18 protein-coding genes are annotated in these 15626 nt (G+C 30.1%); 9 read left to right on the top strand and 9 right to left on the bottom strand.

Features of this window, described 5'->3' with window-relative positions; genetic code table 11:
• The first annotated feature begins 125 nt into the window (after positions 1 to 125).
• Entirely contained in the window at positions 126 to 623 is a 498-nt protein-coding gene (locus NH341_RS12640) for a metallophosphoesterase (protein WP_159494549.1), read from the top strand.
• Here NH341_RS12640 and NH341_RS12635 read toward each other — a convergent pair.
• From NH341_RS12635 to NH341_RS12620, 4 genes are all read right to left on the bottom strand, one after another.
• Positions 606 to 2381, bottom strand: coding sequence for a tetratricopeptide repeat protein (locus NH341_RS12635; protein WP_159615382.1), 1776 nt, complete (start codon positions 2379 to 2381; stop codon positions 606 to 608). The two genes, NH341_RS12640 and NH341_RS12635, sit on opposite strands and share 18 nt — an antisense overlap.
• A 5-nt stretch (positions 2382 to 2386) precedes the next feature.
• Positions 2387 to 3061 carry a hypothetical protein gene (locus NH341_RS12630; RefSeq protein WP_159615384.1) on the bottom strand — a complete coding sequence of 225 codons (675 nt, stop codon included), beginning with the start codon at positions 3059 to 3061 and terminating at the stop codon, positions 2387 to 2389.
• A 261-nt stretch (positions 3062 to 3322) separates the two neighbouring features.
• Positions 3323 to 3979, bottom strand: coding sequence for a response regulator transcription factor (locus NH341_RS12625; RefSeq protein WP_073184660.1), 657 nt, complete (start codon positions 3977 to 3979; stop codon positions 3323 to 3325).
• Positions 3980 to 4198: 219 nt separating this feature from the next.
• Positions 4199 to 4633 carry a DUF4293 domain-containing protein gene (locus NH341_RS12620; RefSeq protein ID WP_159494553.1) on the bottom strand — a complete coding sequence of 145 codons (435 nt, stop codon included), beginning with the start codon at positions 4631 to 4633 and terminating at the stop codon, positions 4199 to 4201.
• Positions 4634 to 4832: 199 nt separating this feature from the next.
• Here NH341_RS12620 and rho point away from each other — a divergent pair, with 199 nt between their 5' ends.
• Positions 4833 to 6452 (top strand): transcription termination factor Rho, encoded by a 1620-nt coding sequence (gene rho, locus NH341_RS12615; protein ID WP_159615388.1) that lies wholly within the window; start codon positions 4833 to 4835, stop codon positions 6450 to 6452.
• Positions 6453 to 6497: 45 nt separating this feature from the next.
• On the opposite strand, the gene NH341_RS12610 is transcribed toward rho, so the two are convergent.
• The 4 genes from NH341_RS12610 to NH341_RS12595 are packed head-to-tail and all read right to left on the bottom strand — an operon-like array spanning position 6498 to position 8581.
• Positions 6498 to 7046, bottom strand: coding sequence for a 5-formyltetrahydrofolate cyclo-ligase (locus tag NH341_RS12610; protein ID WP_159615390.1), 549 nt, complete (start codon positions 7044 to 7046; stop codon positions 6498 to 6500).
• Between the two features lies 1 nt (position 7047).
• On the bottom strand, positions 7048 to 7608 hold the full coding sequence (locus NH341_RS12605; protein ID WP_047790205.1) for a hypothetical protein: 561 nt from the start codon (positions 7606 to 7608) through the stop codon (positions 7048 to 7050).
• Positions 7605 to 7970, bottom strand: a complete 366-nt coding sequence (locus NH341_RS12600) for an MmcQ/YjbR family DNA-binding protein (protein ID WP_047790204.1) — start codon at positions 7968 to 7970, stop codon at positions 7605 to 7607. Before NH341_RS12600 ends, NH341_RS12605 begins: the two co-directional genes overlap by 4 nt.
• On the bottom strand, positions 7970 to 8581 hold the full coding sequence (locus NH341_RS12595; protein ID WP_253057096.1) for a DUF4230 domain-containing protein: 612 nt from the start codon (positions 8579 to 8581) through the stop codon (positions 7970 to 7972). The genes NH341_RS12600 and NH341_RS12595 overlap by 1 nt, the downstream gene beginning before the upstream one ends.
• Positions 8582 to 8729: 148 nt before the next feature.
• Here NH341_RS12595 and NH341_RS12590 point away from each other — a divergent pair, with 148 nt between their 5' ends.
• The 6 genes from NH341_RS12590 to NH341_RS12565 all read left to right on the top strand — a co-directional run bounded on the left by NH341_RS12590 (position 8730) and on the right by NH341_RS12565 (position 13709).
• Positions 8730 to 9827, top strand: coding sequence for a sensor histidine kinase (locus NH341_RS12590; protein ID WP_159615394.1), 1098 nt, complete (start codon positions 8730 to 8732; stop codon positions 9825 to 9827).
• 5 nt (positions 9828 to 9832) lie between these two features.
• The gene (locus NH341_RS12585; RefSeq protein WP_159615396.1) at positions 9833 to 11158 is read left to right on the top strand and encodes a sigma-54 dependent transcriptional regulator; all 1326 of its coding nucleotides are present in this window, start codon (positions 9833 to 9835) and stop codon (positions 11156 to 11158) included.
• Between the two features lie 183 nt (positions 11159 to 11341).
• Positions 11342 to 11512, top strand: coding sequence for a hypothetical protein (locus NH341_RS12580; RefSeq protein ID WP_253057094.1), 171 nt, complete (start codon positions 11342 to 11344; stop codon positions 11510 to 11512).
• A gap of 67 nt (positions 11513 to 11579) precedes the next feature.
• Complete coding sequence (locus tag NH341_RS12575; RefSeq protein WP_159615404.1) at positions 11580 to 12881, top strand: Glu/Leu/Phe/Val dehydrogenase; 1302 nt, start codon at positions 11580 to 11582, stop codon at positions 12879 to 12881.
• An 11-nt stretch (positions 12882 to 12892) separates the two neighbouring features.
• Positions 12893 to 13312, top strand: a complete 420-nt coding sequence (locus NH341_RS12570) for a GreA/GreB family elongation factor (RefSeq protein ID WP_047790199.1) — start codon at positions 12893 to 12895, stop codon at positions 13310 to 13312.
• 10 nt (positions 13313 to 13322) lie between these two features.
• On the top strand, positions 13323 to 13709 hold the full coding sequence (locus NH341_RS12565) for a hypothetical protein (protein ID WP_159615398.1): 387 nt from the start codon (positions 13323 to 13325) through the stop codon (positions 13707 to 13709).
• 99 nt (positions 13710 to 13808) lie between these two features.
• Here the strand turns inward: NH341_RS12565 and NH341_RS12560 are convergent, their stop codons facing one another.
• On the bottom strand, positions 13809 to 14807 hold the full coding sequence (locus tag NH341_RS12560) for a helix-turn-helix transcriptional regulator (RefSeq protein ID WP_253057092.1): 999 nt from the start codon (positions 14805 to 14807) through the stop codon (positions 13809 to 13811).
• Positions 14808 to 15324: 517 nt separating this feature from the next.
• Between NH341_RS12560 and NH341_RS12555 the strand changes: the two genes are divergently transcribed.
• Positions 15325 to 15621, top strand: coding sequence for a hypothetical protein (locus NH341_RS12555; RefSeq protein ID WP_253057090.1), 297 nt, complete (start codon positions 15325 to 15327; stop codon positions 15619 to 15621).
• The last annotated feature ends 5 nt before the right edge of the window (positions 15622 to 15626 follow it).

Genomic DNA, 15626 nt, shown 5'->3' with positions numbered 1-15626 from the left:
AACAGCTAAATTATAAAATTATAACTTGAAATGTACTAGATATGAGGTAAAATAATGTTTTAAGTTTTGCTAAAATACTTATAAGTTAATAATGTGTTGGTTTGATTTTTATTAGTTTTGTTTCAATGAAGAAAATTTTATTACTTTCCGATACACATAGTTTTATAGATGAACAAATTTTAAAGTTTGTAAAACAAGCTGATGAGGTTTGGCATGCAGGTGACATTGGAAACCTACAAGTTACTGATAGTATAAAAAAGCTAAAACCATTGAGAGCAGTGTATGGAAATATTGATGATAAAAGTGCTCGGGCAGAATTTCCGTTAGATAATAAATTTATAATAGATGGTGTTTCGGTTTGGATAACTCATATTGGAGGCTATCCGAATAAATATAATCAAAGGGTTCGAGAAGAGTTAAAAAGTAATACACCACAACTGTTTATTTGTGGACATTCGCATATATTAAAAGTTCAGTATGATAAGAATCTGAATTTGTTACATTTAAATCCAGGAGCAGCAGGAAATCATGGATTTCATAAAGTTAGAACGATGCTACGTTTTGAAATAGATAATAGTAATATAAAAAATATGGAAATTATTGAATTAGCTAACAGAGGTTAACTTGTTAAAGTTGTTTTCTTTTCTTAATATTGGAACTATAATTTGTATTGTAGTGCCTACATTTATTTGAGACTTTATAGTTAGCTTACCATCCATCATGTGAACTCTAGCTTCAACTTGGTTAAGTCCAATACCATCAGAAAAAGAAGAAGACGAGGTAGAAAATCCTACCCCATCATCCTTAACGAGAACGGTTAGTTGATTCTTCTCTTCTTTTAAATCTATTTGTGCATGTTTGGCTTTACTATGTTTCAAGATATTATTGATTAATTCTTGAATCACATTAAATATTTTTATTTCAAACTCTTGGTTGTATCTGTTGATGTTTTTTGCTGAAACCTCAAGTTTTAATTGGCTATTAGAATATTTTTTAACAACATCTTTAATAGCATATTCTAACCCAAATTTTAATAGAATAGATGAAACCAAATTATGAGATAAATCTCTTACTTTTTGAGATGCTTCTGAAATAATAGCTTGTGTTTTTTCTATTTCTTGAGGAGTATTGCCGTTAAATTGTTTTTTTGTAGCTGTTAAGTGCATGTTTGCAGATGAAAGTAGTGCGCTAACATTATCGTGTAATATTTCTGCGATAAGTTTTCGTTCAGTTTCTTTTCCGTCAATCGTAGCGTTTAGAATTTTAACTTGTGCTTCTGATCTTACTTTCTCAAGGTTTTGTTGTTGTATAAGTTTACTTTCAGATAACTTGAGGCGTAAGTTTTTTTGACGAAGCTTATAATTGTATATAATTACTCCTGAAACAATTAATACCAAAAAACTTAAAGCACCAAAGAGCATAGAGGTTTTAGCTTCTTGGGCTTCTTCTAGTTTACGTTGTTCTTCAACTAAGGCTGTTTTTTCTTTTTCTAAGTTAAGTTCGTGTTTTGTGTAAATTTCATCGACAATTCTTCTTATTTCAATATCCCTAAAGTCGTCCTTGATATTATAAGATTTTTCTTGATAATCATAAGCTCTGTAGTCTTTTTGTAGATATAAAGTATATGCTAGGTTGAAATATAGAAACTCTTTATATTTTGTAGCTCTATTGCTTGAGTCTTGTTTTATTAAATCTAAACCTTCTAAGTATATTTTTTTTGCTTTCTCATAATCCTTTTGTTCAAGATAAATACTAGCTAAATTACCGAGTGCAGCGGATTCTAAAACTTTCTTATTTGAATTCTTATAAATTTTTATAGCTTCTAAAGAATACTCCTTGGCTAAATCGTAAATAGAGTCTTCTCTGTATATATTAGAAAGGTTGGTGTATGAGCTTGCTTTGGTTGTGAGGTCTTGCTGGTTAAATGAGTTACTAGCTAGTATCTTTTTGTAGTACTTAATAGCACTGTCTTTCTTTTTGGAAATATGAAATTGTCCTCCAATACGTAACAATATTTTGTTTATTTTGAAATTATTTTCAACTATATTCGAGTGCTCTTTTTTAAAAGAAGAGTTATATTTAAAGTTAGCTAATGCTTTTTTGTAGTACGTAATAGCTTTTTCATGGTCGTTTATTTGCCTGAAAATATCTCCAATTAAAAATGAAGTTTTATATTTTAATTCAAAATGACCTGATGAATCTATTTCAGAAAGTATTTTTAGACTTTTTTCTAATGAAATACTATATTTCTCTTCATTAAAGAGTTCTTCAGCTTTATTATATTCATCAAATAAAGGATGCTTTTTTTTCTGGCTATGAGAAGAAATAGAAGTAAAGGTTATAGTAGTTATTAGGAAAAAGAGCAAAGAGCTTTTGTACATTTTTATTATATTATAGTGTGATCCACAATAATAGATCTTGGTTTTCTGTCGACAGATTCAACTTCCATTCTACCAACATATTTATGATTAACAAAATCTAATCTTAATATTTTAGACTCAGGATTCATTTCTAATTCTCTTGAAAATGTTTTTTGAGTTGAGGTACCGTTTGATAAATGCACTTCGTAAGTTTCAATCCCTTTATTATATACAAAATCTGTAGTAACATTATTATTAATAGTAAAATTTAATTGATATGTACCATCTTCATTTGCTGTAATACTATATGAGTTCAAAAATTCGGTAATACCCTTAGCAAAGGTAATGTTTTCATCTTCAATATATATATCAGTTTTTTTCCCTCTATTAGCTTCTAAAAAACCAATTTTTAAATGATTGTTTTCAATAGAAAAATCATTAGAGTGTTTTGTAGATGTCTTTTGTGCAGTTTCAGCTAAAATAATCTCTTTAGAATTGTCTGTATTAGTCAATGTAGTTACATCGGTATTATTAGCTGTATTAAAATCAATAGAGTAGGCCCCAGTTGCATCTCTTTTAAGTGTATATGATTGTAATAAATTTTCTGGATTATTCTTTATAACTTCTGCTTCGTTAGAAGAACAAGAAGCAAAAATAACACTAAGACTCAAAGCTAGTAAATAAGGAGTAAAGTTTTTCATGACTTGTATATTTATTGAGATTAGATTTTTTTAAAAATAGCGATGTACTTAGGATAGATGTTAAGAGACGGGGGACAATATCTCTTAGGGGATAAAAGAAAACAAAATGAAGGGGTTTTCTATACTATGTTAAATAACGCGTACATCGCTATTGGGTTTATTATTAGTAGCAGTTGATTAGCGATGCATGAAGTGTATAGACTCGGGGGGCTTCTTCTTAATCTGGGGGACTAAAGAAAATTTGAAGGGTTGATTATGTCTTTACACTATTTTGTTTCTCACAGCATACATCGCTAAACCTACTACATTTTTTACTTTTAATTTTTTATATAAATTACTTCTATATGTTTCTACTGTTTTAATACTAACATTTAGTTTTTTTGCTATTTCACTGGAGCTTTTTTCTTTTGCTATTAATCTTAATACAGCAATTTCCCTCTCGGTTAAATCTCCATGCAAAAACTCTGGTTCATCTTCGTCTTTTGCATCTGAAGCATATAAGTCTAATAACTTTACTTTAATGTCTTCGCTAATGTATTGTATACCATTGTGAACGACTTTTATAGCGTCAATTATTTGCTCATTAGCTCGACTTTTATCAACAAAACCATTGGCTCCTAATGCAATCATTTCTTGAACAAGTTTTGGATCACTCAAACCAGAAAGAATTATTGTTTTAATAGTTGTATTACGTTTTCTAAACGTTTTTAAAACTTCAATACCATCCATTTCAGGCATGTTTATGTCTAAAACTAATACATCAGCTGTGTTTTTTGAAGACCAATTTACTACTTGCTTACCAGTTAAAGAATAGCCTTCAACTTCAATATTATCTTCAGTATTTAATAAAGCAATGACACCGTCTATTAATATCTTATGGTCATCTGCTATGTGAACTTTTATCTTGTTGTAATTCATGATTGTTATTACAGTTACAAATTTATGAGGTTAAAAGAGTGTGTACAATACACAGTATCCCTAATTGTTTTATTAGTGACTCAGGGAAAACCCTGAGTTTTTTTTAACATTTCTTTAACATTTAAAGCTAGAGGGCTTGAATAGCCTACGGAATCAAAAATAAAAAACCGAGAATTAAATCTCGGTTTTTTTCGCACTAAATATACTAAGATGTTAGGTTTATCGTAATCTATCTACAGATTTTACAAGATCTTCATCCTTCTTAATGGCTCTATTTGCTAAAACTAATAGCAAAATAACAATGATAGGAAAGAACATCCCAATACCTTTCTCAGAAACCAAAGCTTCTCCAGATAATGTTTGTGATAAATAAATCAATAGTCCTAATAAAAAAAGGTTTATCAATATGTTTAACCGGTTTAGTACAAATTGTAACTGACGATTTTTAAATAGAAATATTGTTACAATAGCTACTAAAGCCGAAATAAAAAATAAAACAGGAATACTTTTTTGTAAGATTGAGTTCCCAGAAAATAAATCTAAAACATAAATAGTATTAGTTTGGGAGTTACTCCAAAGACTAACTATAAAAGTCAATCCTCCAGAGATAATTCCTGCTACTAATAGGTATATAGATTGTATTCTTTGTATCATAATTTTTTATCGGGTAGCAAATGTAATACTTCTTTTTTTAAAAAGAAATATTAGAAGTTAAAATATTTGTATATATTTGCCTTGTATGTAACCGCACAAAATTATTATATAGCCCCTATATAATTAGCACTCAAAACAAAACTTAATACAAAACAATTCTTTACAAATAAGGAATTTTAGTAACTTAATTATTTAACGAATGTTCGATATTTCGGAATTAAAAACTAAAAAATTAGCTGATTTACAAGTTATTGCCAAATCAATAGGATTAACAAAGATTAGTCAACTAAAAAAACTAGACTTAGTATACAAAATTTTAGATGCGCAAGCAGAAGCAAGTGCTAATGAGGCTAAACCTAAACCTGCTGCACCTAAAGCAGACAAGCCTAAAAGGAAAAGAATAGCTAAAACAGAAGCTAAAATTACTGCAGAAAATCCAGAAAAGGTTGTTAACGAAACTGAAGTGAAAAAAACTCCAGAAAAAGTAACTCCAGAAAAAAAGGAAGTTGTTAATAAGCCTAAGAAAAGACAAGAAGAGAAGAAGCAAGTTCAAGCTTCAGAGGATAAAAAGCAACAACCTCAACAGCAAAAGCAGCAGCATAATAAAAACCACAATAATAGAGGTAATAAGCATAATAAAAACCAGAATACTAATAAGCAGCATCATAAAAGTGGTAATAAGTACCGTGACCCTGATTTTGAGTTTGATGGTATTATTGAAAGTGAAGGTGTCTTAGAAATGATGCCTGATGGATATGGTTTTTTACGTTCTTCAGATTACAACTATTTATCATCACCTGATGATATTTATGTGTCACAGTCTCAAATAAAGTTATTTGGATTAAAAACAGGTGATACAGTTAGAGGTAACGTACGTCCTCCAAAGGAAGGCGAAAAGTACTTCCCGTTAATTAGAGTATCAAAAATTAATGGATTAAATCCTAACATCGTAAGAGATCGTGTATCTTTTGAACACTTAACACCATTATTTGCTAATGAAAAGTTTAACTTAGCAGAAAAAGGAAGTTCATTGTCAACTAGAATCATTGATTTGTTTTCTCCAATAGGAAAGGGACAACGTGGTATGATTGTGGCGCAACCTAAAACGGGTAAAACAGTATTGTTAAAAGATGTAGCAAAAGCAATTGCAGCAAATCATCCTGAAGTTTATCAGATTGTTTTATTAATTGATGAACGCCCAGAAGAGGTTACTGATATGCAACGTAGTGTACGTGGTGAGGTGGTTGCATCTACTTTTGATGAACCAGCGGATAAACATGTTCGTGTAGCTAATATTGTGTTGGAAAAAGCAAAACGTTTAGTAGAGTGTGGACATGATGTAGTAATTTTATTAGATTCTATTACACGTTTAGCAAGAGCATACAACACCGTGGCACCAGCATCTGGGAAGATTTTATCAGGAGGTATTGATGCTAATGCATTACACAAACCAAAACGTTTCTTTGGGGCAGCTCGTAACATTGAAAATGGAGGTTCTTTAACTATTATTGCTACTGCGCTTACTGAAACTGGTTCGAAAATGGACGAGGTTATCTTTGAAGAATTCAAAGGTACGGGTAATATGGAGTTACAATTAGAGCGTAATATTGCTAATCGCAGAATTTATCCTGCAATTGACTTAATTAAGTCGAGTACACGTCGTGATGATTTATTATTAGATGAAAAGACTGTACAACGTATGTGGGTATTACGTAAGTATTTAGCTGATATGAACCCTATTGAAGCAATGGAGTTTATTCAAGATAGAATTAAAAGATCATTAAATAACGAGGAGTTCCTGATTTCAATGAACGGATAATCGTCAGTTATATAAAATAAAAAATCCCGCATTTAGCGGGATTTTTTATTTTGGGTATATCACAGAATCTAATGGAACATCAAACTTATGAGTATCTTTTATCTTTTTGATAGGGGGAAAGAAGTTAAGTCCAATGGTGCGAGTATCTTCTCTACATTCAGATAAAAATCGATCATAAAAGCCCTTTCCGTAACCAACCCTATAGTTCTGTTCGTCAGAAATTAACATAGGAACAAAAACTAAATCAATATCTTTTACATTAGCTTCTTCCGCATTTATAGGTTCCGGAACTCCAAATTTATTGAGTTCTAGCTCAGTGTCTTTTTCAAAATAGAAATGTGAAAGAGTATCATCTTCGAAATTACAACGACTAACAATAATTCTTTTTCCTTTGCCTCTAAAAAAATCAATGATGGGCTTCGTGTCTATTTCATTAAACTTTCGCATGGATAAAAACAAATGTACAGTATGAATATCATCAGTTTGTAACTCGAATATTTGTTGGTAAATGCTCTCTTGTAATTTTTCTTTTTCTGTTTGAGTAAGCGTATTTCTCTTTTGTTTGTATAGTTTTCTAAGGTCAGATTTGAGCATGTTAGCTGATTTTATTTTGATTCATTTTTCGTTGAATTAAGAAAATCACAATTGCAGTAATCGCTGAAGAAGGAATGACTACTTGAGTGAGACTTAACTTAAAGTAATCGGCAGTGAATCCTATTATTACTAGAAGTAAAACTGTTAAGACTATACCGTAAGAAATATAACTCAACGTGGATTTTTTTGAAGTTTTTACAAACTCTTTGTTAAGTATGAATAAGTTTTTTCTTTGTAAAAGACTGTTTTTAAAGTTTGTGATGAATCTATTCCAACAATTTATTTCTGCTTGTGAAACAAACTGATTAGAAGGATCAACAAGTCCTTTTACAAAAACTAGATTGTTGTCAAAAGTTATTTGAAATTGACTTTTCCATTTAAGAGGGTTGAGAACAAGTCCGTTTTTTAACTTTGATCCTTGTTTAAACTCTAATTGAAAAAAGTTTTCTTCACTCTTAAACTTACCTTCTTTAAAATATTCTTTTGTCAGTTTATAGTTTAATTCTGTAGAGTTAGGAGTTATAAGTTCAAAGGAGTATTCTAAACTATCTTGTTCTATCATAAATTTCGGAATTCTTCTTGAAGTTTTTTTGTTAATCCTTTCACTATAAGTTCGTATGAATGGTTAATTAATTCAAAAGCAAAAGTATCAGAAACATCATTGTTCAAAGTAACTGTGTTCCAGTGTTTTTTACTCATATGAAATCCTGGGTTAATACTTTCATATTCAGTTCGTAATTCTAAAGCACGCTCAGGCTCACATTTTAAATTAATTTTAGGTTCATGTTGCTCCCAACTATTTAAACCCGATAAAGCAAACATTTTATTCATTACTTTAAATACTAAAACATTATCATCAAACGGAAAATGTTCAGTTACTCCTTTTTTGGTAATGCAATAGTTACGAAATTCTTCAATATTCATTATTCAATTAAATTTTGAGTTGATTCAGGAATTTTTAAAGCAGTGTAGTCTAGTTTCCATCCAATAGTTTCCACTAAATTTTGCATTAAGGTAACTGCTTCTAGGGCTTCTTTGTTTGCTGTTTGCATTAAATTACTTTCAGGTATTTTTTGAAGAATGTGTTCTCTCGCTTCTTTATTTACTTCAGTTAAATCTTCAGAACTAAACTTGTTAAGTAATCCGTTTTGAATATCATAGAAACGTAAATTAGGCTCTATTGAAAATACTTCAGGTTGAGGAAATTCAGAAAGAACTAATACTTTTTTCTTAGTATCTGTATGCATTTTTATTTTCTTAAAATCAAAACCAATATGCACTTTAGCATTAATTAGAATAATGGCTTTTTTCTTACTGGTAACAAGTCCTAAAAATTTTTCTTTGGTGTTTTCATGGTGATATATTTCGGCAAATTCTCCTTCAACAGTAATTAATTTAGATACTTTTTTTATTTTATCTAACAAAACTACCGATTGTTTTTCGGTCAAATTTTTTCTTTTTACTGAGGTGAATTTTTTAAAAATATAATAGGATATAATGGTTCCTCCTGCCAAACCTATAAAAAGTAATTCCATAACTACGAATTTACATAAAATAGGTAAAGCATAAAAAAGAATATATAATGTAAGAGTTTTTAAAGACAAAGTGAGCAAAGGAGAGTTATTTTGTATTTTTATTCCCAGAAAGAGCAAGAGTTTATCAGAGCTTAATAAAAACTAATCAATGAGGTCAGTAAGTACAACAGAAAAAGAACTAAAAGAGCGTATAAAAGAGTTAACCTGTCTTTATGAGGTAACATCTTTAATAATAAACGCTAATCTTGATCAAGTTGATGTAACTTTAAAAGCAATAACGAAAAGTTTAAAAAAAGCATTACAGTTTCCAAAAAGCACCCAAGTTTTTATCGATATAGAAGAGTATTCTGAAGAGAAAAGTAAAACAAAGAAAGAGCTTTGTATAATTTCAAGTACTATTCTGGTATTTAACATACCTAAAGGAAAAATATCAGCATTTATAAAAGGAAAAGAACTTAAGGATAATCTATATTTAAAAGAGGAAAAAGAATTATTTGATACAGTTGCTATAAAAATAGGGGGACTTTTAGAGCGTATTGAAATAAAGAACAATGAGCTGTCGATGAGGCGTAAAATGGAACACGCCGATCGTTTATCAATCTTAGGAGAATTAACCGCTGGTATTGCCCATGAATTAAATACCCCGCTAGCTAATATTTTAGGTTACTCAGAATTATTGAAAGCAGATATGTCTAGTAATGAAAAGGCTTTGGCAGATGTAGATAAAATTATTCAAAGTACAATTTTTTCAAGAGAAGTAGTAAAAAAACTCATGTATTTTGCTTGTGAAATGCCACAAGAAATGAAAAAAGTAAACATTATTCCGAGTATAAAAGATGCAATAAATTTACTGGACGCTACTTTTAGAAGACAGTCTGTAAAATACCTAGTGAAAGTAGAAGAATCTGAATTGTGGTTACGGGCAGATACGGTTCAACTTACTCAGATTATTTTCAATCTTATTATTAATGCTATTTACTTTTCACCTAAAGATGGACTGGTGACTATTGAAACATTTCAAACAGATAAAGAAGTGATATTAAGAATTTCTGATGAAGGGATAGGATTAAGTGACGAAGGTCTTGAAAAAGTATTTCAGCCTTTCTATACAACAAAGCCAACAGGAGAAGGAACAGGGTTAGGGTTAAGTGTTGTGCATGGTATTGTATTGAGTCATAAAGGAACAATAACAGCTAAAAATGGCATTGAAAAAGGTGCTATCTTTGAGGTTAGATTACCAAAATAAAAGAAATGCCGTTAAAAAAGGAAAATATATTAATAGTAGATGATGATGTTCATATCTTAGAGTTGTTACATCGACATTTACAATCTTGGAATTATCATACCTACAAGGCAGTATCAGTTAAAGAAGCAGTTACAATTTTAAGAGATACCCCAATTGATTTGCTAATAACCGATTTAAAAATGCCTGAAGTGGATGGTTTTGAGCTTGTTAAATTTGTTTCAGAACACTATCCAAAGTTGCCTAAACTTATAGTAACAGGATATCCATCTGTTCAAGATTCATTAGAAGCCATTAAGTCAGGAGTAGTAGCATATCTAACGAAGCCTTTTACAAAAGATGAGTTGAAAACAGCAATGGATGATGCTTTAAAAAAAGCAGAAAAAAGTCATAAAAAAACTACTCAAGAAAAAGAGAAAAAGGACTTTTATGGAGATATGATAGGGGCTTCAGAAAAGATTAATGAAATTTTTCAAATAATAGATCGAGTAAAAAATAATAAAGCAACAGTTTCTATTAAAGGAGAAAGTGGAACAGGTAAAGAGTTAGTGGCTCGTGCAATACATTATGAAGGGAAATTTGCTAAAGGACCATACATAGCGGTAAACTGTGGAGCAATTCCTGAAAATTTATTAGAGTCTGAGTTGTTTGGTTATATAAAAGGCGCTTTTACAGGAGCAGACGGTAACAGAAATGGTTTTTTTCAAGCGGCTAATGGAGGAACTATTTTTTTAGATGAAATAGGCAATGCTTCATTAAATGTACAGTCTAAATTACTAAGGGTTTTACAAGAAAAAGAAGTGGTGAAGGTTGGAGCTCAAAAAGCGGAGAAAGTAGACGTAAGAATTATTGCTGCCACCAACAATAACCTAAAAGAAATGATTCAAAAAAGAACATTTCGAGAAGACCTATTTTATAGGTTGACAGTAGTTGAAATAGAGGTACCACCTTTGAGGGAAAGGAAAGAAGATATTTCTATGTTAGTAGAAAAGTTTTTGTTTAAATATGGGGTGGAATATAAAGATAGGTTTGTGAAAATAAGTCCTAAAGCTTTAGCTATACTACAAAGATATAATTGGCCAGGGAATATTAGAGAGTTAGAAAATATAATACAGCGTGCGGTAATTATGTGTGATCGTATAGTAGAAGTAGAGCATTTACCTGATTCACTAAAGTATAATGTCGATTTTTCTGAGGAAAGATTAATCCCCTTAAAAGAAATGGAAAAACGTCATATACAATATGTATTAAACGCAACTAATAACAATAAAACAAAAGCAGCAAAAATTCTTCAAATAGACCGTAAGACATTACGAGAAAAGCTGAAAGAATAACAAAAATTTTTCTGGGTGTTTTTTCTCCACTTGAGGAGAAATTACCCGTTTTTATTTTAAGTAAAAATTTATAAAAACTTCTGAATCCTTTGTAGATAAAGGGATTTAGAAGTTTTTGTTTTTTTGGCATGTTTAGCGGCATGTCATTTGCCTTTAAAGGGAAGAATAAAATGAATATAATTTATGAACACTAATCCCTTTAATATTTGTCCATCATGTACAGAAATAAATATATGTGTGTTAACCAAATCTAAAGAAAAAGTATGGTCGTGTAGTGAGTATAATGAGGTAAGTGCAGAAAAAGCAAGAGAAGATGACGTAACTGCTATGAAACAAGAAATGCAAGCTGTATAATAAATAACGTATGAATAATACAAAAAGTGAAACTTTAGGAAGTAAAATAAATTCAAACATAAGTGAGATGACATTAACCAAAGAATTAATAAAACCAGCGAAGCGAAAGAATGCTAGAGGAATGGTTGATAATGTACTAGAACAGTTTAATAGTGCATCAGATCAAATTGGTTTACACCCTAATATTCGTAAGATATTAAGTATTACGAATAACGAAATCATTGTTAATTTTCCTGTAAAGATGGATAATGGAGATGTTGAAATTTTTCAAGGATATCGTGTGCAGCATAACAATGCTTTGGGACCATATAAAGGAGGTTTACGTTACCATCCAACGGTAGATATTGATGCAGCCAGAGCATTAGCTATGTGGATGACATGGAAAACATCTCTTGCTGGCTTACCATACGGTGGAGGTAAAGGAGGAATTCAAATAGACCCAGCAAAATATTCAAAAGATGAATTAGAGCGTATTACCAGACGTTTTACGTTTGCATTAGGAGATAATATTGGACCAGAGCATGATATTCCTGCTCCAGATGTTAATACAAACGCTCAAACAATGGCGTGGATGGCTGATACCTATATGAGCACAAAAGCACCAGCTGAACGTTCAATGAATCAACATGTAGTTACTGGAAAGCCAATAGGTAGTGGAGGTCTTGAAGGGAGAGATAGAGCTACAGGTTATGGAGTTTTCTTAACCATCAAGTTTTGGGTAGAAGAAAATAACCAAACTTTAGAAGGAAAAACTTTTATTGTTCAAGGGTTTGGAAACGTTGGGTATTGGGCGGCTTACTTTTTAGAACAAGAAGGAGCAAAAATGATAGGGGTTCAAGATGCTTATGGAAGTATTCAAAATACGAACGGAATTAAAGTAGATGACCTTTTCAATTATACAAAAGCTAATAATGGAAGTTTGGTAGAGTACCCAGAATCAATAGCAATAGAGAAGGAAGATTTTTTTGCTACTGACTGTGATATTTGTATACCAGCAGCATTGGGTAATCAGATAACTGAAGATAATGCACACTTAATCAAAGCTAATTTAATAGCTGAAGGAGCAAACGGACCTATAAATGTTGAAGGAGAAAAAATTCTTTTAGAAAAAGGAGTAACAATTATACCTGATATACTATGTAATTCAGGAGGAGTAATCACTAGTTATTTCGAGTGGCTTCAAAACCGTAACGGAGAGTTGTGGAATATGGAAGAAGTAATTACGCGATTAGACAAGAAGCTAAAAGACTCCTATACTAGAGTTTCAGATTATGCAAAGTTAGAAGGTGTTGATATGCGAAAAGCAGCTTACTGTATAGCGATACAACGTATTGAAAAAGCGTATGTTCAACGAGGTATTTTTCCATAAAAAGGAGTAAAATGAAACACGGAAGTTTAGTTTTAGAGAAAAAAGAGTATGTATACATTAAGAGTTTACTTAATGTTTCAGCGCATACTGAAGAAAGTAAAGTACAAACATCATTAGGCAAGTTTGCTGAGGAGTTAAAAACAGCAAAAATTTTAGATGAAGAACAAATGTTTGATGATGTCATACGCTTAAATACTGTTGTGACTATAGCTTCTGGAGATGTTTGGGAAAAAACTATTCAGATTGTAAGACCAACTGAAAAGGATTTGAAAACCAACAAGGTTTCTATTTTAACGCCAATAGGTATAGCTTTATTTGGTTATGCTCTAAATGATGTAGTTCATTGGGATTTACCAGGAGGGAAGAAAGAAGTTAAAATTTTAAAAGTAGTTCAAGAAAAAAAGAACGAAAGTTTCAGTACCTTAATTTAAAGATAAAAAAATGACACTTAATAATCACGGTAGCGATATAGATGTAGTACATAAATACAACCATGTAGAATTAAAAGGATGGGTAGATCAGTTACAGTATATTAATAAAGAGATTGAGAACCTTTTAAGCTTGCATGAATACTCTTTAGTCAATAAAACTATTTCTAAAGAAATACTAGAACTCTTTTCTAAGATAAAAAAAGTAAATAATGAGCTTTATAAAACTGTTTTATCATATTCAAATACCTATGTAAATGTAGCAGAATGTGACGATATACAGTGCGATATGGCTTATTTAGAAGAGTACGATAGGTTACGTGAGAATTATCAAAATAATTTAGAAGCTTATCAAAAACTTAAAGACAAATTTTTTGATGAAGTCTTATTAAAAGAATAGCATTCTTGTTAAGCAAGTATGTTAGATTTGTAGAGTTAGTTGTAAAACCTTGGAATCATGTAGTTCCAAGGTTTTTTTGTTTTAAAAAAGAAGTACTTATTAATTTTTTATATCATAAAAACTTAGTTCACTTAAAAATTTACTAGGAGAAGTACCAAACTTCTTTTTAAAGGCAGTAGAAAAGTGTTGTGGGTTTTTATAACTTACCTTTTCAGAAACCTCATTTACGGTATGGCCTTTTAATAATAGTTCTTTAGCCTTATTCATTCTTAAATTAGCAATAAATTTAAATACGGTAATACCAAATGTGGTTTTAAATCCTTTTTTTAAGGCATATTCATTGGTGCCAATTTCTTTACATAACAAAGATAAGGTTAGCGTAGATGTATAATTATTAAGTATATATTCATAAACCCTTTCAATTTTATTAGCTTCAGTAGTAGTTAGCTTTGTTGTGTTTTTTTTAGGAGTACTAGGTGTAAACTGATAAAGTTGTAATAAAAGAAGATCTAATATTTTAGAGGTAATATGTATTTTTCGAAAATGATTATCCCATTCAGAGGCAATAACTTCTTTTATCAAAAAATGCATTCTTGAATTTATTAAGCAGTTTTCTGAATTAAGTTTACCAAATTTTTTATCACTAATGATTTTTTTAAAATCATCAAACCTAATATCATCGGGTAAATACTGAATGAAGAATAAAGGAGATAAGTTAAGGCGTACAATAAAAGATTCTGAAGATCCACACTCTAAAAAGCCTTTTGTATTGCTATAAAAGTTAATATTATGTGAGTTAGAGTTAAAAAAATACTTACTTTCTATTTCAGGTATATGTATAGTAAATTTCCCTCTTAAGTTAAATAACATTTCTATACTTTCTCCTTTAATATTAAAAGATATTTTATAGCCTTTTATAGTTTTTATGGAGCCAAAACCTATTTTGAAGTTTTCAAATACATGCTCCTTATACCAACCTTTAAAATTATCTTCATTAAAGTTAGTTACTAAGGTTTTGTAAAAATTATCATTTATATTTTTAATATTAGATAGCTTATCAAAAATAGCTTCTTCATTATTATATATGGTAACCTTCATACTTTCTTATTCCGTTTAACGTATGTTTTTTATCCGTTTAACGTATCCCCCGATTTTCGAATAAAAATTAATTTTGCAGAAGACAAAAATAATTTATTTTTATTTAGTCTTAATAAGTAAAATTAGTTTTAACATAAAAAATGACAAAATCGATTTTAGTTATAACTTATAAAAAAAATAGCATGTTAACAATTATAGGCTGTTTAGCTCTCACAGGTTTTTATTTTTTATACAGTACTTCAAATAGAGCAGATTTAACATTTTATTTACCTCTTCAAAAATGAATTAATGAGAATAAAATAAAAGGAAAGTATATAGGTGTAGTCTTGTTAATTATTGGTTTAACTAGCGCGATTTTATATTTAGGTTTTGGCGCAGGAATATTTTCATATTTAACTCTATTAATGTTAGTGTCAAGTTTAGTTGTTTTAATTGAACCTTTACGCTTTTTAAAATTCTCAATATTAGTTGTTATGATGATTTTATCACTATTACTTGAAGTTTATCTTAAATAATTATGCCAGCAAATAAAAAATATTTGACAAGTTCACCTATCCAGCGTATTGCAAAAATAAGTGCTGGTTTTGTAGGAGGATATGTTGTAACAGAAACCTTTCACATCATGTTAATGACTTTTTTTAACATACCAAATGTAATAATGACACTACGTTTTTTTGGATTTATTATGTGGGCGGTTTTAATGATTTTAGCCTTTTTAGCCAAAAGTGCATGGAAAATATGGGCGCTTTATACTCTTGTTAGTCTTCTATTTATTATAGTCATTTACTTAAATAATCCGAATCAATTATATTAAAATAC

It is taken from the genome of Tenacibaculum sp. XPcli2-G, assembly GCF_024124505.1.
In the GTDB taxonomy this organism is placed as follows: domain Bacteria; phylum Bacteroidota; class Bacteroidia; order Flavobacteriales; family Flavobacteriaceae; genus Polaribacter; species Polaribacter mesophilus.
Note: the sequence above shows the minus strand (reverse complement) of the source record. Positions and strands in the feature narration are given on the sequence as shown.

Bases quoted from the DNA above. Each gene is read 5' to 3' on its own strand.
- NH341_RS12640 (WP_159494549.1), top strand. From the start codon at position 126: ATGAAGAAAATTTTATTACTTTCCGATACACATAGTTTTATAGATGAA.
- NH341_RS12635 (WP_159615382.1), bottom strand. From the start codon at position 2,381: ATGTACAAAAGCTCTTTGCTCTTTTTCCTAATAACTACTATAACCTTT.
- NH341_RS12630 (WP_159615384.1), bottom strand. From the start codon at position 3,061: ATGAAAAACTTTACTCCTTATTTACTAGCTTTGAGTCTTAGTGTTATT.
- NH341_RS12625 (WP_073184660.1), bottom strand. From the start codon at position 3,979: ATGAATTACAACAAGATAAAAGTTCACATAGCAGATGACCATAAGATA.
- NH341_RS12620 (WP_159494553.1), bottom strand. From the start codon at position 4,633: ATGATACAAAGAATACAATCTATATACCTATTAGTAGCAGGAATTATC.
- rho (WP_159615388.1), top strand. From the start codon at position 4,833: ATGTTCGATATTTCGGAATTAAAAACTAAAAAATTAGCTGATTTACAA.
- NH341_RS12610 (WP_159615390.1), bottom strand. From the start codon at position 7,046: ATGCTCAAATCTGACCTTAGAAAACTATACAAACAAAAGAGAAATACG.
- NH341_RS12605 (WP_047790205.1), bottom strand. From the start codon at position 7,608: ATGATAGAACAAGATAGTTTAGAATACTCCTTTGAACTTATAACTCCT.
- NH341_RS12600 (WP_047790204.1), bottom strand. From the start codon at position 7,970: ATGAATATTGAAGAATTTCGTAACTATTGCATTACCAAAAAAGGAGTA.
- NH341_RS12595 (WP_253057096.1), bottom strand. From the start codon at position 8,581: ATGGAATTACTTTTTATAGGTTTGGCAGGAGGAACCATTATATCCTAT.
- NH341_RS12590 (WP_159615394.1), top strand. From the start codon at position 8,730: ATGAGGTCAGTAAGTACAACAGAAAAAGAACTAAAAGAGCGTATAAAA.
- NH341_RS12585 (WP_159615396.1), top strand. From the start codon at position 9,833: ATGCCGTTAAAAAAGGAAAATATATTAATAGTAGATGATGATGTTCAT.
- NH341_RS12580 (WP_253057094.1), top strand. From the start codon at position 11,342: ATGAACACTAATCCCTTTAATATTTGTCCATCATGTACAGAAATAAAT.
- NH341_RS12575 (WP_159615404.1), top strand. From the start codon at position 11,580: ATGACATTAACCAAAGAATTAATAAAACCAGCGAAGCGAAAGAATGCT.
- NH341_RS12570 (WP_047790199.1), top strand. From the start codon at position 12,893: ATGAAACACGGAAGTTTAGTTTTAGAGAAAAAAGAGTATGTATACATT.
- NH341_RS12565 (WP_159615398.1), top strand. From the start codon at position 13,323: ATGACACTTAATAATCACGGTAGCGATATAGATGTAGTACATAAATAC.
- NH341_RS12560 (WP_253057092.1), bottom strand. From the start codon at position 14,807: ATGAAGGTTACCATATATAATAATGAAGAAGCTATTTTTGATAAGCTA.
- NH341_RS12555 (WP_253057090.1), top strand. From the start codon at position 15,325: ATGCCAGCAAATAAAAAATATTTGACAAGTTCACCTATCCAGCGTATT.